This is a genomic window from Rhodococcus sp. ACT016, assembly GCF_050477185.1.
Taxonomy (GTDB): domain Bacteria; phylum Actinomycetota; class Actinomycetes; order Mycobacteriales; family Mycobacteriaceae; genus Prescottella.
In genome coordinates, this window is the sequence record NZ_JBEAET010000001.1 from 1,737,773 (window position 1) to 1,757,050 (window position 19,278).

Below are 19,278 nucleotides of genomic sequence, written 5' to 3' on the forward strand. Positions count from 1 at the left end.
GTTCGATCGTATTCATATGTTGGACAGATGATTAGTCGGGGTAAAGAATTTGCCGGGTGAGAGTCACCGAAACCCGAACACCGTCGTCCCCTCCCGCTCGTCCGGCACTGTCACCCGGGCTGCTTCTCGTCATGGCCGTCGCCACGGGGTTGTGCGTCGGCGGCAACTACTTCAATCAGCCACTGCTGGATTCGATCGCCACAGCGCTCGGCGTCGACCAGTCGACGGCCGCGGTGACGGTGACGCTCTCGCAGGTGTTCTACGGCCTCGGTCTCCTGTTCCTGGTCCCGCTGGGTGACCTCGTCGACCGCCGGGTCCTCAGCGTCGGGCTGATGGTGCTCGCGGCGGTCGGGCAGGCGGTGTGCGGCCTCGCGCCGTCGATCGGATGGCTGATGGTCGGCACGGCGATGGCGGGTCTGTTCTCGGTGGCCGCCCAGGTGCTCGTGCCGTTCGCGGCCGCGCTGGCCGAACCCGGACGGGCTGCGACCGCCGTCGGCACGGTGATGAGCGGTCTCATGGTCGGAATCCTGCTGGCCCGCAGCGTCGCCGGACTGCTCACGCCGTTCGGCGGGTGGCAGACCGTCTACCGCGTCAACGCGGTCCTGATGCTCCTCATCGCCGTCGTGCTGTGGCGGGCCCTGCCGAGTTCTCGGGACCGGCACGGCCTCGGCTACGGCGCGATCCTCGCCTCGATGGGTGGGCTGCTGCGCGATCAGCCGCGGTTGCGCACCGCGACGGCGATGAGCGCCCTCAGTTTCGCGGCGGCCAGCACCGTCTTCGCGGCCATGGCATTCGTGCTCGCGGCCGAGCCCTTCAACCTCGACGACGTCGCGATCGGGCTCGTCGGACTCGCGGGTGTCGCGGGCGCCGTCATGGCGAACGTCGCAGGACGCCTCGCCGACCGGGGCCTCGCAAGGGCCACCGCGGGCGTCGGCGCCCTCGTGCTGCTGGCGTCGTGGGCGCTGTTCGGGCTGGGTGCGCACAGTCTGATCGCGTTCGTCCTGGCTGTCCTGATCTCGGACGTCGCACTCAAGTGTGTCCACGTGAGCAACCAGGGGGTCATCTACGCCCTTGCGCCGCAGGCGCGTTCGCGTGTGACCGCCGTGTACATGACCGGGTACTTCGTCGGCGGGGCCGCGGGATCCGCGCTCGGATCCCTCGTGTGGGCCACGCACGGCTGGGCCGGAGTGTGCTGGGCGGGCGCGGCCCTGTCGGCGGCCGTGCTGGTGGTGTGGTGGATCGATATCCGCGTTTCGGGGCGCGCGACCGCGGCGGCCGGGGCATCCTGATTTCATGGAGCCGATTCCCGAGGACTGGCAGCGCGGGTTGGTGATCGTCGCCCACCCCGACGATATCGAGTACGGCGCCGCCGCTGCGGTGGCGCGGTGGACGGACCAGGGCAAGGACATCAGATACGTCCTGGTCACCAGTGGTGAGGCAGGGATCGAGGGGCTGCACCCGCAACGATGCGGTCCGCTGCGGGAGGAAGAGGAGCGGCGGTCGGCCGCCGTGGTGGGGGTGACCAAGGTCGAGTTCCTCGGCTACCCCGACGGCCGGATCGAGTACGGGCCCGATCTGCGCCGCGACCTCGCGCGGGCCATCCGCCTGCACCGGCCCGAGATGGTTGTCACGGCGAACCACCGCGAGACGTGGGGGCCGGGGTTCCTCAACAGTGCCGATCACCGTGCGGTCGGACTCGCGGCGCTCGACGCCGTCGCGGACGCCGCGAACGAGTGGATCTTCCCGGAACTCACCGAGCCGCAGTGGACGGGTGTGCGGTGGGCGGCCGTGAACGCGATGGTCGGCATCACGCACGCCGTCGACGTAACCGCGACCGTCGAGCGGGCCGTCGCGTCGCTGTGCGAGCACCACGCCTACCTCGAAGCGCTCAGCGTCGAACCCGTCCTGGACCAGGCGGCGCGGCAGATCGAGATGTCCACCGGGCCCAAGCCGGGATTCGACGCCGAGCGTGCCGTCGGCTTCGAGTTGTACGTCTTCGGCGGCTGACCGCCCGGTCGTCAGTGCAGCGGCGCCCCGACGATGACGCGGCCCGCGCCCGGCACCGCCTCGATGTCGATCGGCAACTGTCCGACGAACTCGCCGTCGGCGTACGACGTCACCGGGATGCCCGTCTCCAGCCGGAGCTTGCGGGTGCGGAACGTCTGGACCTCGTCGAGGTCGACGTGGGTGCCCTTGTAGACGGTGGGGAACAGCCGGACCAGCCTGAAGCGTCCGCCGGCCGCGACGACCGTGACGTCGAGCAGTCCGTCGTCGAGCACCGCATGCGGCGTGATGAGCATGCCGCCGCCGTAGGAGGTTCCGTTGCCCACCGACACCATGGTGGCGTCGAGCTCGACGGTGCGGTCGTCGAGGACGATCCGGTAGGGGATCGGCTTCAGCTGCGCCAACTCGACCAGCATCGCGAGGTTGTAGCGCATCGGACCGCGGGGCCAGCGCATCCGGTTGGCGCGGTCGGTGACGAGCGCGTCGAAACCGCTCGACAGCACCGTGCCGAACCAGCGCTCGCCGACCCTGGCCAGGTCGATGGTGGCCACCTCGCCGTCGGCGACGATGTCGGCGGCGGCGACCGCGTCGTCGACCGGCACGTGGAACAGGCGCGCGTGGTCGTTGCCGGTGCCGCCGGGAATGATGCCGAGCGGAGTTCCGGTCTGCGCCAACGCCTGCCAGGCGATGCTGACGAGCCCGTCGCCGCCGGCCGCGACGAGCGCGTCGGTGCCGTCGGCCACGGCCTTGCGGGCCAACTCGAGTGCCTCGTCGGCGGTCCGGCCCTCGATCTCGGTGACGGTGATGCCGCGTTCCCGCAGTCGGCTCACCGCGGCGGCCGCCGCCAAGGGGGCGTGACCGCCGCCGGCGGTGGGATTCGTCAGGACGGTGACCGACCTCGTCATGGGATCAGCTTGCCAGGGTTGAGGATTCCGGCGGGGTCGATTGCGTCCTTGACCGCGCGCAGAATCTGCGCCCCGAGCGGGCCCACCTCGCTGCCCATCCACGCGAGGTGGTCGCGGCCGACGGCGTGGTGGTGCGTGATCGTGCCTCCGGCGGCGACGATCGCGTCACCCGCGGTGCGCTTGGCTGCCGCCCACTGCGACAGCGGATCGGCGGCCTGTGCGCACACGACCGTGAAGTACAGCGATGCGCCGGTCGGGTAGGTGTGCGAGATGTGGCACATCACGAGCGCCGGAGTGCCCTGGGCGGCAAGCGATTCGGTGAGAGCGGTGGTGACAGCGGTCCGCAGGTTCGCGAGATTGGACCAGCGCGTGGCGGTTTCGAGCGTCTCGGCGATGGCACCGGCGTTGAGCAGGGCGTCACGCAGGTACGGGGCGTCGAATCGGCCGTGCTCCCAGGACTGCGCGGGACCCTCGCCCAACGCGGTGCCACCGGCTGCGGCGAGCAGCGCGGTCGCCTCGGTGTAGCGCGCGTCGACGTGGGCGTCGGTGCCCTCGAACGTGGTGATCGCCAGGCACCCGGACGTCGGGCTGTCGCCGCCGATGTCGCCGGAGAGGGCCAGGTTGATGCCGGTCTCCGCCTCGTCCGACAGCCGCATCACGGTGGGCGCGGACCCGGACTGCGCGACGGTGCGCAGCGCGGCCGCGCCGGTCTCGAAGTCGGGGAACGACCAGGCCTGGTACGCGGTCCGCTGCGGGACCGGGTGCACCCGCAGGCCTACCTCGGTGATGATGCCGAGCGTGCCCTCGGAGCCGACGAACAGCTCGCGCAGGTCCGGCCCGGCAGCCGACGCGGGACCGCGGCCGAGGTCGAGCGTGCCCGACGGGGTCGCCACACGCATCCACTCGACCATGTCGTCGAAGCGGCCGTAGCCGGCCGACGCCTGGCCGGACGACCTCGTGGCCGCGAATCCGCCGATGGTCGCGTACTGGAAGCTCTGCGGGAAGTGTCCGAGCGAGAAGCCGTGCTTGCCGAGGAGCTGCTCGGCCTGCGGGCCCGTCACGCCCGCCTGGAGCGTCGCGACACCGGAGACCGGGTCGAGGTCGACGAGGGCGTCCAGCCGGCGCAGGTCCAGCGCGACGACCGAGCCGAAGCGGCCGCGGGTGGGGTCGACGCCGCCGACGACGCTGGTGCCGCCGCCGAACGGCACCACCGCGACGCCCTCGGCCGCGCAGAACCGCAGCAGCGCCAGCACCTCGTCGTGCGTGCCGGGTAGCAGCACCGCGTCGGGTGCGTCCTGCTCGCCGGTGGACTTGCGGCGCAACAGGTCCGGGGTGCTCTTGCCGCCCGCGTGGCGCAACCGCGTCGCGGTGTCGGTGCGCACGTTGTCGGGGCCGAGAAGGTCCTCGAGGGCGTGGAGGAGCGCGGTGCCGAGCGCGGACTCGCGCACGGTCGCGTCGGTCTCGGCGGGCGGCGGGGACTGCTCGGCGGACACCCCGAGTGCCTGCTGCAGCAGGGCCGTGATCTGCGGCGACAGGTGGCGGCGGGATTCGGCGACGCCCCAGGCGTCCCACTCCATGGTGGGCGCTGCGGTCGCGGGGAACTCGGGGACGAAGTCTTCGGGCATGCGTTACAGTGTTACACACGATGTCTATCTGTAACGAGGTTTCCGAGTCGCCCACCGTCGAGGACCAGATCCTGGACGCGACGCGCTCGTGCGTGCTCGACTTCGGGCTGCGGCGCACCACGCTCGCCGAGGTGGCGCGCCGCGCCGGCGTCAGCCGACCGACCGTGTACCGGCGCTGGCCCGACACCCGGGCGGTCGTCGCCGACCTGCTGACCCGTGAGATTCGCGTCGTGATCCCGGACATGGACGGTGACGAACCGGCGCGCGTCCAGTTGGTGCGGGCGGTGGTCGATGTGGCGACCGGGATGCGTCAGCACCCGCTGTTCGTGAAGATCCTGCGGTCGGACCCCGATTTGTTGATGACCTACATCGTCGACCGGCTCGGCACGAGCCAGCGGGCGATCGTCGAGCGTGTGTCGCAGGCGGTCGCGGCGGGACAGGTCGACGGTTCCGTCCGCGTCGGCGACCCCGTCCACATCGCGACGATGGTGCTGCTGATCGCGCAGTCGGCGGTCCAGTCGGCCGGCATGGTCGCCGAGGTGCTGCCCGCGGACGAGCTCACCGCCGAACTGCAGAGCGCCGTCGACGCGTACCTCGCGCCCCGCTGACGGCCGAACAACCCAGGAGGAACAGTGCAGGACAATCCGCAGTCGGCGCTCAACGCGGACCGGCGTCGTCGCGAACTCTCGGACCTCGGCGAGCGCCCGGAGATCGACGTCCTCGTGATCGGTGGCGGCATCACCGGCGTCGGCACGGCGCTCGACGCGGCGTCGCGCGGCTTGCGGACCGTCCTTGTCGACAAACACGACCTCGCGTTCGGGACCAGCCGCTGGAGCTCCAAGCTGGCGCACGGCGGGCTGCGCTACCTGGCCTCGGGGAATGTCGGCATCGCGCGCGAGAGCGCGGTCGAACGCGGCATCCTGATGACCCGAACGGCCCCGCATCTCGTGCGTGCGCTGCCGCAGCTGGTCCCGCTGCTGCCTTCGGTGAGCCTGTTCGAGAAGACGCTGGTCCGGATCGGATTCCTCGCTGGCGACGCGCTGCGCGCGACGGCGCGGACACCGTCGTCGGTGCTGCCGCGCTCACGGCGAATCGGGGCCGGCAAGACCACCGAACTCGCGCCCACCGTCCGTCGCGCAGGGCTGCGCGGCGGTCTGCTCGCGTACGACGGTCAACTCGTGGACGACGCGCGCCTGGTGGTCGCGCTCGCCCGCACGGCGGCCGCGCACGGCGCCTCGGTCCTCACCCGCGTCGGCGCGTACGACGTGACCGGGGATTCGGCCCGGCTGCGCGACGAGCTGACCGGCGAGGAGATGACGATCCGGGCCCGCGCCGTCGTGAACGCCGCCGGTGTCTGGGCCGGTCAGGTCGACCCAGACATCCGGCTCAAGCCGAGCCGCGGCACCCACCTGGTGCTGCCCGCGCAGCTGCTCGGCAACCCGACGGCGGCGTTGACCGTGCCGATCCCGGGGGAGACCAACCGCTTCGTGTTCGCGCTACCGGCGCAGCTCGGCCGTGTCTACCTGGGGCTGACCGACGAGGCCGTCGACGGACCCGTCCCGGACGTACCGGTGGCGTCGGACGGCGAGATCGACTTCCTGCTCGACACCGTCAACACCGCGCTCGCGACCCCGCTCACGCGCTCCGACGTGCTCGGCACCTTCGCGGGCCTGCGCCCGCTGCTCGACACCGGTGAGGGCAAGACCGCCGACCTGTCCCGCAATCACGCGGTGCTGCGTTCGTCGAATGGGGTCGTCAGTGTGGTGGGCGGCAAGCTCACCACCTATCGGAAGATGGCGCAGGACGCCGTCGACGCCGCCGTCGAGGCCGGCGGGCTGACCGCCCGGGCGTGTACGACGACGAATCTGCCGGCGGTCGGAGCGTCTACGGTCGCGCCGCGCAATCTGCCGGCGTCGCTGGTCGCGCGCTACGGCAGCGAGGCCGGGCTGGTTGCCGAGGCCGGTGAGCTGACGCCGATCGCGGACGGCATCGACGTCACCCACGCCGAGCTGGCGTTCGCGGTCAGCCACGAGGGCGCGCTCGACGTCGACGACCTGCTCGACCGGCGCACCCGGATCGGCCTCGTGCCCGCCGACCGGGCGTCGGCGGTCGCGGCAGCCGAACGGGCGTTGAGCGGGCGGTGATCGGCCGGAGTCGCAGGGCGGCTCCGCTCACCACCGGTTGTGGACGTCCTCGGCCCAGCCGACGACGTCCTCGACCCGCACCCAGGCGCCGCTGTCGTCCTGCACCTTCCCGGACCAGTGACCGAAGCACTGGTGGGTCTTCGAGGCGAAGACCTTGACGTCGGTGACGGACTTCTTCAGGTGGAACGGCGTGAAGGTCAGATCGACGGTGTCGCCGGTGATCCGCCACGGCGCCATCCAGTTGTCGCGGTCGTAGTCCCAGACCAGTTCCTCGCTGATCTTCGACAGGTGCCCGTCGACGAGCAGTGAGTTCTCCACCGATCCGGTGCCGTCGGTCCACTGTACAGCCGCGGGTGCTCGCGCACGGTGCTCGGCCGCAGCCCGTGCACGACCGAGGACAGGTAGGTGCCACCCGGCCGCGGCCGGCGCGGCTCGCGGAGTCCGAACCACGCGACGATGCCGACCAGCGCGGTGACGCCACCGATGATCGAGAAGAACAGGGTCCAGTGGCCGTCCTTGGTGAGCGGGTCGAGTGCGCCGAAGACCAGCAGCATCGCGAGCAGTGGCATCGTGGCGAGCACGCCGTCGACACGGCCGCGGTTTCCGGGGTGAGTCGAGTCGGTGACCCACGCGTTGAACGCGGCGTCGTTGGCGGAGGAGCCGAAGACACTCATCACGCAGTCGAGTACGACGATGGCGACGACGGCGATCGTGACCGCATCGAGCATCGGCAGCGCCGACGCAGCGGTGTCGACACTGACCAGGCCGAACCCGGCCGTGCAGGCGCCCCACAGCACATACCCGGCGGCGATGAACTCGCGTCGCCGCCCGGTGCGGTCCGACGCGGCTCCGGCGAGCAGCGTGGCGATCGTGGCGGCTGCGGCACTCGTCGCGACAAGGGTCGCCAGCGCCGTCGGCGAGTCCGTGATCGTGTCGTAGACGAACACGTTGAGGTACATGTTCTCGACCGTCCAGGCCAACTGGCCCGTCAGGCCGAGGATGACCACCCAGGTCCAGAGGCGTCTGTCCGCCGGTCGCTCACGCATGACGAGAAGATAACGGCCGCAACGACATGGCGGGTCCGGATTTCGTCGTGCGTGCGGTGAACATTTGCGCGCCGCGACCGAGTGCATCGGCGTAGCGTCGGGGGCCATGAGTATTCGACTGGGCTACCAGATTCCGAATTTCAGCTACTCGACTCCCGTGCGTGACCTGTTTCCAACTGTCATCGCCCAAGCTCGGGAGGCGGAGGCGGCCGGTTTCGACGCCGTCTTCGTGATGGACCACTTCTATCAGTTGCCCGGCATCGGCAAACCCGACGAGCCGATGCTCGAGTCCTACACGGCGCTCGCCGGGATCGCCTCGGCCACCGAGTCGATCCAGCTGTCGGCACTCGTCACCGGCAACACGTACCGCAATCCGGCGATGCTCGCCAAGACCGTGTCCACGCTCGACGTCGTGAGCGGCGGCCGCGCGGTACTAGGTATCGGCGCCGGCTGGTTCGAGCTCGAACACCGGCAGCTCGGGTTCGATTTCGGCACGTTCACCGAACGGTTCGAGCGGCTCACCGAGGCCCTGCAGATCATTGCCCCGATGCTGCACGGCGAGCGGCCCACGTTCGACGGCAAGTGGTACCACGTCGAGAACGCCATCAACGAGCCGCGGTTCCGCGACGATCTGCCGATCATGCTCGGCGGCGGCGGTGAGAAGAAGACGTTCGGGCTGGCGGCCCGCTATGCCGACCATCTCAACGTGATCGCCAACGCCGTCGAACTGCCGCGCAAGCTCGAGGCGCTGGCGCAGCGCTGCGAAGAGGTCGGCCGCGACCGGTCGACTCTCGAGACGAGCTTCCTCGCATCGGTCATCCTCGACGAGGACGGTGACAAGGCGCGCGAGTTGCAACGCGAGTTCCTGTTGTCGCAGGGCGTCGACCTGTCGGCGCTGTCGCCGGCCGAGCGGACGGCCGCGACGGACCGCCAGTTCGTCGGGAGCCCCGACGAGGTGGCCGAGCAGATCAAGACCCGCGTCCTCGACCCCGGAATCGACGGCGTCATCGTCAACCTCGTCCTGAACGGACATCAGCCGGGAATCGTCGAACTCGCCGGACGCACCCTCGGGCCGCTCGTGCGCAGCTGAGAACGCCGGGCGGCGCCGTGATCGGTACCGGTGCGGCGTGACGGCTCGCCGCCGTATGGCACGCTGTCCGGATGCGAGTAGCTGTCGTCGCCGGGCCCGAGGCCGGTCACGCCGTCCCGGCCCTGGCGTTGTGTCGGAAACTCGTTGCCGCGGGCGACGATCCGGTGTTCTTCTCCGACGGGCGCTGGCTCGACGTCGCCCGCGACATCGGGATCGAGGCGCGCAAGCTCGGCGGGCTCGCGCCGCGGGCTACCGACGACGACGACGACACCGGCGCCAAGATCCACGGGCGGGCCGCGCACGTCTCCACGGCGCTGCTGCCCGACATGCGTGCCATCGCACCGGATCTCGTGGTGTCCGACGTCATCACCGTCGGCGGTGGCATGGCGGCCGAGCGACTCGGGGTGCCGTGGGTCGAGTTGTCGCCACACCCGCTGTATCTGCCGTCGAAGGGGTTGCCGCCCATAGGATCCGGACTCGCGTCCGGGACCGGTGTGCGAGGACGCATGCGGGACGCGGTGCTGCGTGCCATGACCGCGCCGGCAATCCGGAAGGGCAAGGCGCAGCGCGGTGAGGCGCGTGTGAGCATCGGCCTCCCGGCCGACGATCCCGGCCCTGCGGCCCGGCTTATCGCGACACTGCCGGCGCTCGAGGTGCCGCGGCCGGACTGGCCGTCGAACGCGCACGTCGTCGGCCCGCTCGTGTGGGAACCCGCCGACAACGTGCTGGCGCCGCCACCGGGGGACGACCCGCTGATCGTGCTGGCGCCGTCCACCGCGGCCATCGGCGCCGGCGGCATGCTCGACACCGTGATCCGTGCGCTCGACGGCCTGGGCGTGCGACTGCTCGTGACGCTGTTCGAGACGCCCGACATCGACCTGCCCGACTGGGTGCGCGCCGGATACGGACGCCAGGACGAGATGCTGCGGGGCGCGTCGGCTCTGGTGTGCGGTGCCGGACACGGTGTGCTCGCGAAGGGCCTGCTCGCCGGGGTGCCGCTGGTGACCGTGCCCGGCGGCGGCGATCAGTGGGAGGTGGCGAACCGCGTCGCCCGGCAGGGCAGTGGCGTGCTGATCCGGCCGCTGACGGTGGACGCCCTGCGCGACGGGGTGCGACGCGTCCTCGACGATCCGTCGTTCGCTGCGGCCGCGCGGAAGGCCGCCGACGGCGTCGCCGACGTCGAGGATCCGGTCGCGGTGTGCCGCGCGGTGCTGGGATGAGGGTCCGGGCCGGGTGCCGGGCTCCGCTACCGTGGCAGATGTGCGACTGACCGAATTCCATGATCTCGTCCGGGAAGAGTTCGGACAGGTCCGTGGCGACTCCCTGCTCGTCGACCACGTGATCCCCAGCCTGGGCGGAAAGACCGCCGTCGACGCGATCGAGGCCGGCATCGACCCCCGCGCCGTCTGGCGGGCGCTGTGCGACGAATTCGACGTCCCGCCGCAGCGGAGATAGTGGTCACGGACACCGCTCGCTGATCGACTTCGAACACATGTTCGCCTATGCTGGGGCTATCCGTTGCTGTCCATGAGTTACCGCTGGGTGCGGCAGTGTCGGGTCGTTCGGGTCGGCGAAGTTGTCGGTACCGGGCTCTAACCTGAACCTCAGATCGCTGACGAGACTTCGAAAAGGGGACCACGATGGCACCACAGGCACACGACCGCGACAAGGCGCTCGAGCTCGCCCTTGCCCAGATCGACAAGAGCTTCGGCAAGGGCTCGGTGATGCGTCTCGGCGAGGAGGCTCGTCAGCCCATCGCCGTGATCCCCACCGGCTCGATTGCGCTGGACGTGGCCCTGGGCATCGGCGGTCTGCCGCGCGGCCGTGTCGTCGAGATCTACGGTCCGGAGTCCTCGGGTAAGACGACGGTCGCGCTGCACGCGGTGGCGAACGCGCAGGCTGCGGGCGGCGTCGCTGCCTTCATCGATGCCGAGCACGCGCTCGATCCCGAGTACGCCCGCAAGCTGGGCGTCGACACCGACGCGCTGCTGGTCTCCCAGCCGGACACCGGTGAGCAGGCCCTCGAGATCGCCGACATGCTGATCCGTTCCGGTGCGCTCGACATCATCGTGGTCGACTCGGTCGCGGCCCTGGTGCCCCGCGCCGAGATCGAGGGCGAGATGGGCGACAGTCACGTCGGTCTGCAGGCGCGCCTGATGAGCCAGGCGCTGCGCAAGATGACCGGTGCCCTCAACAACTCCGGCACCACCGCGATCTTCATCAACCAGCTGCGCGAGAAGATCGGCGTGATGTTCGGCTCGCCCGAGACCACGACCGGTGGTAAGGCACTCAAGTTCTACTCCTCGGTCCGCCTGGACGTCCGGCGCATCGAGACCCTCAAGGACGGCACCGACGCGGTCGGCAACCGCACCCGCGTCAAGGTCGTCAAGAACAAGGTGTCGCCGCCGTTCAAGCAGGCCGAGTTCGACATCCTCTACGGCCAGGGCATCAGCAAGGAGGGCTCGCTGATCGACATGGGTGTCGAGCACGGGTTCATCCGCAAGTCCGGCTCCTGGTACACGTACGAGGGCGATCAGCTGGGCCAGGGCAAGGAGAACGCCCGCAAGTTCCTGCTCGAGAACACCGACATCCGCGACGAGATCGAGAAGAAGATCAAGGAGAAGCTCGGCATCGGCGCGGTCCTCACCGCCGAGGACACCGAACAGGCCGACTTCTAGGTCCGACGAGCATCGCGTCCGGCTCGGTCCGACACCCGGTCCGGGCCGGACGCGACTGATCGACCATGAGCGACGACAACAGTCACGACGACAACAGCCACTACGACCGCTACGGCAGCGACGACGTCGCAACCGGCTGGCGCCGTACCTCTAACCGGGGGCAGGGTAGGGGCAGGCCCGGCGGTGAGGACGGCAAACCGTTCGAGCTGAAGGGCAGCCCGGAGACGCTCGCGGCGCGGGCCAAGGACGTGTGCCTGCGCCTGCTGACCGACCGTGCCCGCAGTCGGGCGGAACTCGAGCAGAAGCTGGCGCAGAAGGGCTATCCGCAGGCCGTGGTCGAGGGTGTCCTCGACCGGCTCGCCGAGGTGGGGCTCGTCGACGATGCCGCCTTCGCGGAGCAGTGGGTGCATTCACGGCACACCTACTCCGGACGGGGTCGGCGCGCCCTCGCGACCGAACTGCGCCGCAAGGGAATCGACCAGCAGACGTCCTCCGAGGCGCTGTCGCAGATCAGTTCCGACGATGAGCGCGAGCGGGCGGCCGAACTGGTCCGCAGGAAGCTGGCGCGGACGACGGCCGACGACATCGCGGACCGTGACGACCGGGAACGGTTGATGCGACGGCTCGTCGGCATGCTTGCGCGGCGGGGTTATCCGTCGTCGCTGTCGTTCAGTGTCGTGAAGACCGAACTGGCGAACCTGGGCGCAGACACCGACGGGCTCGCGGAGGACTGAGGTCCGCCGCGAGCCCGTCGGCTCACTCGTGTCGTCAGCGAGGCGGCTGCGGTTCCATTGTGGTGCCGAAGTCGTCGATGCCCGGGGCGCCGTCGAGTTCGTTGGTGTCGATCGGGACCACATCCGGGCGCCGGCCCTTCTTGCCGCCGGTGCGCAGGCGCTTCTCCAGCCACGTCGCGAACGACGTCAGCGCGAAGTTGATGACCACCATGATCACACCGACCACGACCAACGCCGCGAAGAAGTTGCGGTAGTACGACGCCGCCTGCTGGCCGCTGCGGATCAACTCGACGTAGCCGATCTGGTAGCCGAGCGCCGAATCCTTCAGCGCGACAACCATCTGCGACACCAGTGCCGGCAGCATCGTGGTGATCGCCTGCGGAAGCAGGATCAGTCGCATCATCTGGCTCTTGCGCATGCCGAGCGCCGACGCCGCCTCCGTCTGCCCCTTCGGCAGCGACAGGATGCCCGCCCGGAGGATCTCGGCGATCACTGAGCCGTTGTACAGCGTCAGGCCCACCACGACCGCAGCGAGTGCCAACTGGCTCGACGGGAAGATGCCGTACTGCGCGAAGGCCTGGTAGGCGAAGATCATCAGGATCAGCACCGGAATCGCGCGGAAGAACTCGACGAACGCTCCACTGAGCCAGCGGACCCAGCGGTGATCCGACAGGCGGCCGATACCGAGAACGGCGCCGAGGATCAGCGCGAACACGATCGACAGGGACGCCGCCAGCAGCGTGCCCTTCAGGCCGGGGAGCAGGTAGGTGGTCCACGTGAAGTGATCCAGGAACGGTGACCACTTGGCGGCCTCGAGCTGACCGTTGTCGGCCAGCACGTTGATCACGTAGACCGCGATTGCGACCAGGACGATGCCGAACACGATCGCGATCAGCCGGTTGCGCAGCCGGGCGCGGGGCCCGGGGGCGTCGAAGAGAACGCTCGCCTGCTGGGTCATCGCTTCACCGCCAACCGCTTGCCGAGATAACCGAACAGGAAGCCGACCGGCAGCGTCAGGATCATGAAGCCGATCGCGAAGATTCCGAAGACGAGGAACAGCTTGTCCGCCTCGTTCTCGATCATCGTCTTCATGAGGAGCGATGCCTCGGCCACGCCGATCGCGGATGCGATCGTCGTGTTCTTCGTCAGCGCGATCAGCACACTGCCCAGCGGTGCGATGACCGCGCGGAAGGCCTGGGGGAGCACGATCATTCGGAGGCTCTGGCCGAACGTGAGCCCCAGCGACCGGGCCGCCTCGGCCTGTCCCATCGGGACGGTGTTGATGCCCGACCGCAACGACTCGCACACGAAAGCGGCCGTGTAGACGATGAACCCGAGCACCGCGAGGCGGAAGTTGTTCTGGTCGATGAACTGTGAGGAATTCTCGGGTGCGAAGTGCACGCCGAGGTTCTGGTACAGACCCACCGAGCAGAACACGATGATGAGGGTCAGCGGCGTGTTCCGGAAGATGTTGACGTACCAGGTCGCGAAGACCCGCAGGATCGGTACGGGGGAGACCCGCATGCCCGCCAGGATCGTGCCCCAGATCAGGGCGCCGAGCGCGGACCAGAACGTCAGCTGCACCGTCGTCCAGAATGCGCTGACGAGTTGGTTGCCGTAGGTGTCGATCAGTCCCATGTCACCTCCTCCGCATCAGTACCGGTCGACGGTCGGCGGCGCGGGCAGTGCGTAGCCGGATTCGCCCATGGTCTCTTCGAGTGCGCGCTGCCACGCGCCGGTGGCGATCATGTCCTCGATCGCGTCGTTGATCTTCATGCGTGCCGCGGTATCGCCTTTCGGTAGGCCGACCCCGTACAGCTCGGTGGTGAACGGCTGGCCGGCCAGCTTGAATTCGCCCGGGTACTGGGCTGCGTAGCCCGCCAGGATGATGTCGTCGGTGGTGAGGGCGTCGACCTTGCCGCGGTGCAGCGCCTCGACGCACGACGAGTAGCTGTCGAACTGCTGCAGCTGGACGCCCGGGTACGACTTCTTGATCTTCTGTGCGGGAGTCGAGCCCGACACCGAGCACAGCTTCTTGCCGCCCTCGAGCGACTCGGCTCCGGTGATCGAGTCGTCGTCGGCGCGCACCAGCAGCGACTGTCCTGCGACGTAGTACGGACCCGCGAAGTCGACGACCTTCTTGCGGTTGTCGGTGATCGAGTACGTGCCCACCACGAAGTCGACCTCGCCGTTCTTGATCAGGTTCTCGCGCTGGGCCGACGGCGCCTCGCGCCACGTGATGCCGCTCGCGGGCACACCCAGGTAGTTGGCGATGTACTTGGCGACCTCGACGTCGAAGCCGGTCATCGTCTTGTCCGGCTCGCGCAACGCCAGCCCGGGCTGGTCGTACTTGGTGCCGATCGTGAGGTGCCCGTCGGCGGCGTCGGCGAGGACGTCACGTGGCTCGCTGCTGCCGCACGCGGACGCGGTGAGCACCACCGTGGTCAACGCCGCGACGACGCCCAGCAGTCGGGTCGATCTGATTCGAATGCGTCTCATGATGTTTGCGCCCCCGCTCAGTGGCCGAGGATCTTGCCGAGGAAGTCCTTGGCGCGATCGGACTTCGGGGCGGTGAAGAAGGTGTCCGGTGCGGTGTCCTCGAGGATCTGGCCGTCGGCCATGAAGATGATCCGATCGGCAGCCTTGCGGGCGAACCCCATCTCGTGGGTCACGACGATCATCGTCATGCCCTCCTTGGCGAGGTTCACCATGACGTCGAGGACCTCGTTGACCATCTCGGGGTCGAGCGCGGACGTCGGCTCGTCGAACAGCATGACCTTGGGGTCCATCGCGAGCGAGCGGGCGATGGCCACGCGCTGCTGCTGGCCGCCGGACAGCTGGGCCGGGTACTTGTCGGCCTGGGTCCGGATGCCGACGCGGTCGAGCAGCGCCAGCGCGCGCTCCTTGGCCTGAGCCTTGTCGATCCGACGCACCTTGACCGGCGCGAGCATGACGTTCTCGAGCACCGTCTTGTGGGCGAAGAGATTGAAGCTCTGGAACACCATCCCGACGTCGGAACGCAGACGCGCGAGCGCGCGCCCCTCGGCCGGGACCGGCACGCCGTCGATCGTGATGGTGCCCTGATCGATGGGTTCGAGGCGGTTGATGGTCCGGCAGAGGGTCGACTTTCCCGACCCGGAAGGGCCGAGCATCACGACGACCTGTCCGGCGGGGATCTCCAGGTCGATGTTCTTGAGAACGTGCAGGTCGCCGTAGTGCTTGTCGACCGCCTTCATGGAGATCATCGACTTGGTTCCGGTAGCCGCTCCGGTGGTCTCAGGCTGGGTCATATCGGGTAACCCTAGCTGGACTTATTCCGTACCTCGCGGTCCAGCACGCCATGATCTTGAACGATACAGATCAGGGGCTTCGCGCCGATCGGGTGATGCGTGGCCCCGACAGGCGGTTTTGCAAGGGGCCGTACCCTGGATGCGTGGAGACGATCGACCAGAACGCGGGACGCAGTTACGAGGTCCGCACGTACGGCTGCCAGATGAACGTGCACGACTCCGAGCGGCTCTCGGGCCTGCTCGAGGACGCCGGCTACACCAAGGCCGAGCCGGGGGCGCAAGCGGACCTGGTCGTCTTCAACACGTGCGCGGTGCGCGAGAACGCGGACAACAAGCTGTACGGCAACCTCAGCCACCTGGCCCCCGTCAAGGAGGACCGCCCCGGCATGCAGATCGCCGTCGGCGGTTGTCTGGCCCAGAAGGACCGCGACACCGTCGTGAAGAAGGCGCCGTGGGTCGACGTCGTGTTCGGCACCCATAACATCGGGTCGCTGCCCGCGCTGCTCGAACGCGCCCGCCACAACAAGAAGGCCGAGGTCGAGATCCTCGAATCGCTCGAGGCGTTCCCGTCGACGCTGCCGGCCAAGCGCGAGTCCGCCTACGCGGGCTGGGTGTCGATCTCGGTCGGCTGCAACAACACGTGCACGTTCTGCATCGTGCCGTCGCTGCGCGGCAAGGAGGTCGACCGCCGGCCCGGTGACATCCTCGCCGAGGTGCAGGCGCTCGTGGACGAGGGTGTGCTCGAGGTGACGCTGCTGGGTCAGAACGTCAACTCGTACGGCGTCTCGTTCGCCGACCCGGAGCTTCCGCGTGATCGCGGTGCCTTCGCGAAGCTGCTCGAGGCGTGCGGTCGGATCGAGGGACTCGAGCGCGTGCGGTTCACCTCGCCGCACCCGGCCGAGTTCACCGACGACGTGATCGAGGCGATGGCGGCCACTCCGAACGTGTGCCCGCAGCTGCACATGCCGCTGCAGTCCGGTTCGGATCGCGTCCTCAAGGCGATGCGCCGCTCGTACCGCAGCGCCAAGTTCCTCGGCATCATCGAGAAGGTGCGCGCCGCGATGCCGCACGCCGCCATCACCACCGACATCATCGTCGGCTTCCCCGGCGAGACCGAGGAGGACTTCCAGGCCACGCTCGACGTCGTCCGGCAGGCCCGTTTCACGAGCGCGTTCACGTTCCAGTACTCCAAGCGTCCCGGAACGCCCGCCGCCGAGATGGAGGGCCAGCTTCCGAAAGCCGTTGTGCAGGAACGCTACGACCGTCTGATCGCGCTCCAGGAGGAGATCACCCTCGCGGAGAATCGCAAGCTGGTCGGGACCGAGGTGGAGTTGCTGATCACCGCCGGTGACGGTCGCAAGAACGCCGAGACCGCACGCATGAGCGGCCGCGCACGCGACGGCCGGCTCGTCCACTTCCGACCCGAGGGCAACGTCGACGGCGACCTGCGCCCCGGTGACGTGATCACTGTCGTGGTCACCGGCGCCGCGCCGCACCACCTCGTCGCCGACGACCCGATCCTCACCCACCGGCGCACCCGCGCCGGGGACTCGTTCGAACGCGGGATTACCCCCAAGACCCCGCCGATCGGTGTGGGACTGGGACTGCCCCAGGTGGGTGTCCCCGCTCCGCTGCCAGTACAGATGGGATGCAACGCATGAGCGCGCGCGGCGACGCTGACGGTGACGAGAACCGGCAGGCCGACAACACTCCGGACCCGATAACGGAGTACCAGAAGGACTTCGAGGCCGCCGAGAAGAAGATCGCCGGCGAGATCGACCCCGGCATCCGGGCGGTCGTGGTCGCGGTGTGCGTGCTGGTGCTGCTGCTGTCGTTCACGCTGCCGCACGCCGGATCGGCGAACGGCTGGGACGTCCTGGTCTACGCCCAGCCCGCGGTCGACGAGCACATCAAGATCACGTCGCGGATCTTCGTGTGGCTCGCGCTCGTCTTCGGTGGTGTCTTCTCGATCCTCGCGCTCGTCACCCGCCGCTGGGTGCTCGCGTGGATCGCGTTGGCCGGCACGGCGGTGTCCGCGGTGTTCGGCATGCTTGCGATCTGGTCGCGGCAGACCCTTCCGCTGGGGGAGCACGGAGCCGGACCGGGGATCGGTCTGATCCTGGGCTGGATCACCGTCATGGTCCTGACGTTCCACTGGCTCAAGGTGGTGTGGAGCAGGACGGCGATGCAGCTTGCGGCGGAGGAGGAGCGGCGCCGGGCGGCGGAGGACCACCCCGAGCGTGGCGACTGGACCGTCTGAGTCGTTCATACGAATGAGGGGTGCGACGCCTTGTGGCGTCGCACCCCTCATTCGTATGCGGGTCGAATCAGCGTTCGTTCACGGCGCCCTCGGCGGCATCGGCCCACTCGCGCCACTGCTTCGCCTGGGCGAGGGCCTTCTCGGCATCCTTGGTGCGGCCGGCGGCGCTTGCCTTCGCGGCCTGCTCCTCGAACTGGGCGACGCGCTCGCGGAACTGAGCGGCACGCGCCAGTGCCTCGGGATCGCTTCGGCGCCACTCGGAGTCCGCCGCGTCGCGAACCCGCTTCTCGATCGTGCGCAGCTTGCCCTCGAGGTCGTGCATGCGCTCGCGGGGGACCTTGCCGATCTCGTCCCACTTCTCCTGCAGGTCGCGCAGCGCCGCGCGCGCCGCGTCGAGATCCTTCTCGGGATCGATACCCTCGGCGCCCTTGAGCAACTCCTCCTTGGCGAGCGCGTGCTGCGCGAACTCGGCGTCGCGTTCGGAGGCCGCGGCGTTGCGGGCCGCGAAGAAGACGTCCTGCGCCTCCTTGAACTGCCGCCACAGTGCGTCGTCCGCCTCGCGGGGTGCGCGTCCGGCAGCCTTCCACTCGGCCAGCAGATCCCGGAACTGCGCCGCGGTCGGCCCCCAGTCGGTGGCGGTGGACAGTGCCTGCGCCTGGGCGACCAGTTCCTCCTTGCGGGACTTGGCGGTCGCGCGTTCGCGGTCCAGCTCGGCGAAGTGCGTGCCGCGGCGGCGGTTGAACGCCTCACGCGCCTTCGCGAACCGGCGCCACAGTGCGTCGTCGGTCTTGCGGTCGAGACCGCGGATGGTCTTCCACTCGTCGAGGATCTCGCGCAGTCGATCGCCGGCGGCCTTCCACTGCGTGGACTCGGTGCCGATCTGCTCGGCCTCCGCCGCCAGCGCCTCCTTGCGGGCGGTCTGCTCCTTGCGGCTCTGTTCCTTGTCGTGTCGGGCCTGCTCCTCGGCCTGCTCCGACCCCTCGATGATCGCGGTCAGCCGGATGCTGAGGGCGTCGATGTCGCCGATCACCGTGGCGGTCGGAAGCGAATCCGCGATCGCGCGGGCGGCCGCCCGGGTCTTCTTCGCGTCGCCCGCGCCGGACGCCAGGCGGGTCTCGAGGAGTGTCACCTCGGTCGCGAGATCGTCGTAGCGTCGCCCGAAGTGGGCCAGCCCCTCGGCCGCGTCGCCGGCCTGCCACGAACCGATCTGACGCTCACCCTCGGCGGTCTTCACCCACGCGGTGCCGTCCTCGTCGACCCGGCCGAACAGGCTCGGGTCGCTGGCGGCGACGGCTGGAACGGCGTGGCTCGGAGCCGGACCGGGCTTGGGTGAGCCGGATTTCACAGCACCGGGCTTGGCGCCGGGCTTCGGGACACCCGGCTTGGGGGTACCCGGCTTGGGTGCGTTGCTCTCGGTCATAGCTCCTCGTCTCTGCCGCGCGTCACGGCTGCCTGTTCGCACTGTCGCCTCCCGTTCGTGCCCGACCGGTCGTTCGGTTCGG

Annotated in this window: 20 protein-coding genes; 11 read left to right on the forward strand and 9 right to left on the reverse strand. The window is 69.3% G+C overall.

Annotated features, from left to right (window positions below; translation table 11 throughout):
* The first annotated feature begins 56 nt into the window (after nucleotides 1–56).
* Together ACQ5DX_RS08090 and ACQ5DX_RS08095 are read left to right on the forward strand one after the other, a co-directional pair.
* Complete coding sequence (locus ACQ5DX_RS08090; protein ID WP_430332140.1) at nucleotides 57–1,289, forward strand: MFS transporter; 1,233 nt, start codon at nucleotides 57–59, stop codon at nucleotides 1,287–1,289.
* 4 nt (nucleotides 1,290–1,293) lie between these two features.
* Nucleotides 1,294–2,007 carry a PIG-L deacetylase family protein gene (locus tag ACQ5DX_RS08095; RefSeq protein WP_430332141.1) on the forward strand — a complete coding sequence of 238 codons (714 nt, stop codon included), beginning with the start codon at nucleotides 1,294–1,296 and terminating at the stop codon, nucleotides 2,005–2,007.
* A gap of 11 nt (nucleotides 2,008–2,018) precedes the next feature.
* Here ACQ5DX_RS08095 and ACQ5DX_RS08100 read toward each other — a convergent pair whose 3' ends face one another.
* Nucleotides 2,019–2,909: a diacylglycerol kinase gene (locus tag ACQ5DX_RS08100; protein ID WP_430332142.1), complete on the reverse strand. Its 891-nt coding sequence runs from the start codon at nucleotides 2,907–2,909 to the stop codon at nucleotides 2,019–2,021.
* Entirely contained in the window at nucleotides 2,906–4,534 is a 1,629-nt protein-coding gene (locus ACQ5DX_RS08105) for an FAD-binding oxidoreductase (RefSeq protein ID WP_430332143.1), read from the reverse strand. Before ACQ5DX_RS08105 ends, ACQ5DX_RS08100 begins: the two co-directional genes overlap by 4 nt.
* A 20-nt stretch (nucleotides 4,535–4,554) precedes the next feature.
* On the opposite strand from ACQ5DX_RS08105, the gene ACQ5DX_RS08110 reads away from it, so the two are divergent.
* Nucleotides 4,555–5,142 (forward strand): TetR/AcrR family transcriptional regulator, encoded by a 588-nt coding sequence (locus ACQ5DX_RS08110; RefSeq protein ID WP_430332144.1) that lies wholly within the window; start codon nucleotides 4,555–4,557, stop codon nucleotides 5,140–5,142.
* 24 nt (nucleotides 5,143–5,166) lie between these two features.
* On the forward strand, nucleotides 5,167–6,678 hold the full coding sequence (locus ACQ5DX_RS08115; protein ID WP_430332145.1) for a glycerol-3-phosphate dehydrogenase/oxidase: 1,512 nt from the start codon (nucleotides 5,167–5,169) through the stop codon (nucleotides 6,676–6,678).
* Between the two features lie 27 nt (nucleotides 6,679–6,705).
* On the opposite strand, the gene ACQ5DX_RS08120 is transcribed toward ACQ5DX_RS08115, so the two are convergent.
* A complete protein-coding gene (locus tag ACQ5DX_RS08120) occupies nucleotides 6,706–6,984 on the reverse strand; it encodes a DUF2804 domain-containing protein (RefSeq protein ID WP_430335582.1) in 279 nt (92 codons plus the stop codon).
* Complete coding sequence (locus tag ACQ5DX_RS08125; protein ID WP_430332146.1) at nucleotides 6,876–7,724, reverse strand: MFS transporter; 849 nt, start codon at nucleotides 7,722–7,724, stop codon at nucleotides 6,876–6,878. The genes ACQ5DX_RS08120 and ACQ5DX_RS08125 overlap by 109 nt, the downstream gene beginning before the upstream one ends.
* Before the next feature lie 106 nt (nucleotides 7,725–7,830).
* Between ACQ5DX_RS08125 and ACQ5DX_RS08130 the strand changes: the two genes are divergently transcribed.
* From ACQ5DX_RS08130 to recX, 5 genes are all read left to right on the forward strand, one after another.
* A complete protein-coding gene (locus tag ACQ5DX_RS08130) occupies nucleotides 7,831–8,814 on the forward strand; it encodes an LLM class F420-dependent oxidoreductase (protein WP_430332147.1) in 984 nt (327 codons plus the stop codon).
* Nucleotides 8,815–8,885: 71 nt separating this feature from the next.
* Nucleotides 8,886–10,034, forward strand: coding sequence for a glycosyltransferase (locus tag ACQ5DX_RS08135; protein WP_430332148.1), 1,149 nt, complete (start codon nucleotides 8,886–8,888; stop codon nucleotides 10,032–10,034).
* A gap of 40 nt (nucleotides 10,035–10,074) precedes the next feature.
* Complete coding sequence (locus tag ACQ5DX_RS08140; RefSeq protein ID WP_430332149.1) at nucleotides 10,075–10,269, forward strand: DUF3046 domain-containing protein; 195 nt, start codon at nucleotides 10,075–10,077, stop codon at nucleotides 10,267–10,269.
* 185 nt (nucleotides 10,270–10,454) lie between these two features.
* Entirely contained in the window at nucleotides 10,455–11,492 is a 1,038-nt protein-coding gene (gene recA, locus ACQ5DX_RS08145) for a recombinase RecA (RefSeq protein WP_430332150.1), read from the forward strand.
* A 65-nt stretch (nucleotides 11,493–11,557) separates the two neighbouring features.
* Entirely contained in the window at nucleotides 11,558–12,226 is a 669-nt protein-coding gene (recX, locus tag ACQ5DX_RS08150; protein WP_430332151.1) for a recombination regulator RecX, read from the forward strand.
* 34 nt (nucleotides 12,227–12,260) lie between these two features.
* On the opposite strand, the gene ACQ5DX_RS08155 is transcribed toward recX, so the two are convergent.
* Genes ACQ5DX_RS08155 through ACQ5DX_RS08170 form a run of 4 tightly spaced genes read right to left on the reverse strand, consistent with a single transcriptional unit; the run spans nucleotide 12,261 to nucleotide 15,471 of the window.
* Nucleotides 12,261–13,184, reverse strand: a complete 924-nt coding sequence (locus ACQ5DX_RS08155; RefSeq protein WP_430332152.1) for an amino acid ABC transporter permease — start codon at nucleotides 13,182–13,184, stop codon at nucleotides 12,261–12,263.
* The gene (locus tag ACQ5DX_RS08160; protein ID WP_430332153.1) at nucleotides 13,181–13,864 is read right to left on the reverse strand and encodes an amino acid ABC transporter permease; all 684 of its coding nucleotides are present in this window, start codon (nucleotides 13,862–13,864) and stop codon (nucleotides 13,181–13,183) included. The genes ACQ5DX_RS08155 and ACQ5DX_RS08160 overlap by 4 nt, the downstream gene beginning before the upstream one ends.
* Nucleotides 13,865–13,879: 15 nt before the next feature.
* Complete coding sequence (locus ACQ5DX_RS08165; protein WP_430332154.1) at nucleotides 13,880–14,725, reverse strand: glutamate ABC transporter substrate-binding protein; 846 nt, start codon at nucleotides 14,723–14,725, stop codon at nucleotides 13,880–13,882.
* Nucleotides 14,726–14,742: 17 nt separating this feature from the next.
* Nucleotides 14,743–15,471, reverse strand: coding sequence for an amino acid ABC transporter ATP-binding protein (locus tag ACQ5DX_RS08170; protein WP_430335583.1), 729 nt, complete (start codon nucleotides 15,469–15,471; stop codon nucleotides 14,743–14,745).
* A gap of 188 nt (nucleotides 15,472–15,659) precedes the next feature.
* Between ACQ5DX_RS08170 and miaB the strand changes: the two genes are divergently transcribed.
* Nucleotides 15,660–17,177, forward strand: coding sequence for a tRNA (N6-isopentenyl adenosine(37)-C2)-methylthiotransferase MiaB (gene miaB / locus ACQ5DX_RS08175; RefSeq protein WP_430332155.1), 1,518 nt, complete (start codon nucleotides 15,660–15,662; stop codon nucleotides 17,175–17,177).
* Nucleotides 17,165–17,776 carry an Rv2732c family membrane protein gene (locus ACQ5DX_RS08180; RefSeq protein ID WP_430332156.1) on the forward strand — a complete coding sequence of 204 codons (612 nt, stop codon included), beginning with the start codon at nucleotides 17,165–17,167 and terminating at the stop codon, nucleotides 17,774–17,776. The genes miaB and ACQ5DX_RS08180 overlap by 13 nt, the downstream gene beginning before the upstream one ends.
* Before the next feature lie 67 nt (nucleotides 17,777–17,843).
* Here the strand turns inward: ACQ5DX_RS08180 and ACQ5DX_RS08185 are convergent, their stop codons facing one another.
* Entirely contained in the window at nucleotides 17,844–19,196 is a 1,353-nt protein-coding gene (locus ACQ5DX_RS08185; RefSeq protein ID WP_430332157.1) for a DUF349 domain-containing protein, read from the reverse strand.
* Nucleotides 19,197–19,278 lie beyond the last annotated feature (82 nt).

Bases quoted from the DNA above. Each gene is read 5' to 3' on its own strand.
- ACQ5DX_RS08095 (WP_430332141.1), top strand. From the start codon at position 1,294: ATGGAGCCGATTCCCGAGGACTGGCAGCGCGGGTTGGTGATCGTCGCC.
- ACQ5DX_RS08100 (WP_430332142.1), bottom strand. From the start codon at position 2,909: ATGACGAGGTCGGTCACCGTCCTGACGAATCCCACCGCCGGCGGCGGT.
- ACQ5DX_RS08105 (WP_430332143.1), bottom strand. From the start codon at position 4,534: ATGCCCGAAGACTTCGTCCCCGAGTTCCCCGCGACCGCAGCGCCCACC.
- ACQ5DX_RS08110 (WP_430332144.1), top strand. From the start codon at position 4,555: ATGTCTATCTGTAACGAGGTTTCCGAGTCGCCCACCGTCGAGGACCAG.
- ACQ5DX_RS08125 (WP_430332146.1), bottom strand. From the start codon at position 7,724: ATGCGTGAGCGACCGGCGGACAGACGCCTCTGGACCTGGGTGGTCATC.
- ACQ5DX_RS08130 (WP_430332147.1), top strand. From the start codon at position 7,831: ATGAGTATTCGACTGGGCTACCAGATTCCGAATTTCAGCTACTCGACT.
- ACQ5DX_RS08135 (WP_430332148.1), top strand. From the start codon at position 8,886: ATGCGAGTAGCTGTCGTCGCCGGGCCCGAGGCCGGTCACGCCGTCCCG.
- recA (WP_430332150.1), top strand. From the start codon at position 10,455: ATGGCACCACAGGCACACGACCGCGACAAGGCGCTCGAGCTCGCCCTT.
- recX (WP_430332151.1), top strand. From the start codon at position 11,558: ATGAGCGACGACAACAGTCACGACGACAACAGCCACTACGACCGCTAC.
- ACQ5DX_RS08155 (WP_430332152.1), bottom strand. From the start codon at position 13,184: ATGACCCAGCAGGCGAGCGTTCTCTTCGACGCCCCCGGGCCCCGCGCC.
- ACQ5DX_RS08160 (WP_430332153.1), bottom strand. From the start codon at position 13,864: ATGGGACTGATCGACACCTACGGCAACCAACTCGTCAGCGCATTCTGG.
- ACQ5DX_RS08165 (WP_430332154.1), bottom strand. From the start codon at position 14,725: ATGAGACGCATTCGAATCAGATCGACCCGACTGCTGGGCGTCGTCGCG.
- ACQ5DX_RS08170 (WP_430335583.1), bottom strand. From the start codon at position 15,471: ATGATCTCCATGAAGGCGGTCGACAAGCACTACGGCGACCTGCACGTT.
- ACQ5DX_RS08180 (WP_430332156.1), top strand. From the start codon at position 17,165: ATGCAACGCATGAGCGCGCGCGGCGACGCTGACGGTGACGAGAACCGG.
- ACQ5DX_RS08185 (WP_430332157.1), bottom strand. From the start codon at position 19,196: ATGACCGAGAGCAACGCACCCAAGCCGGGTACCCCCAAGCCGGGTGTC.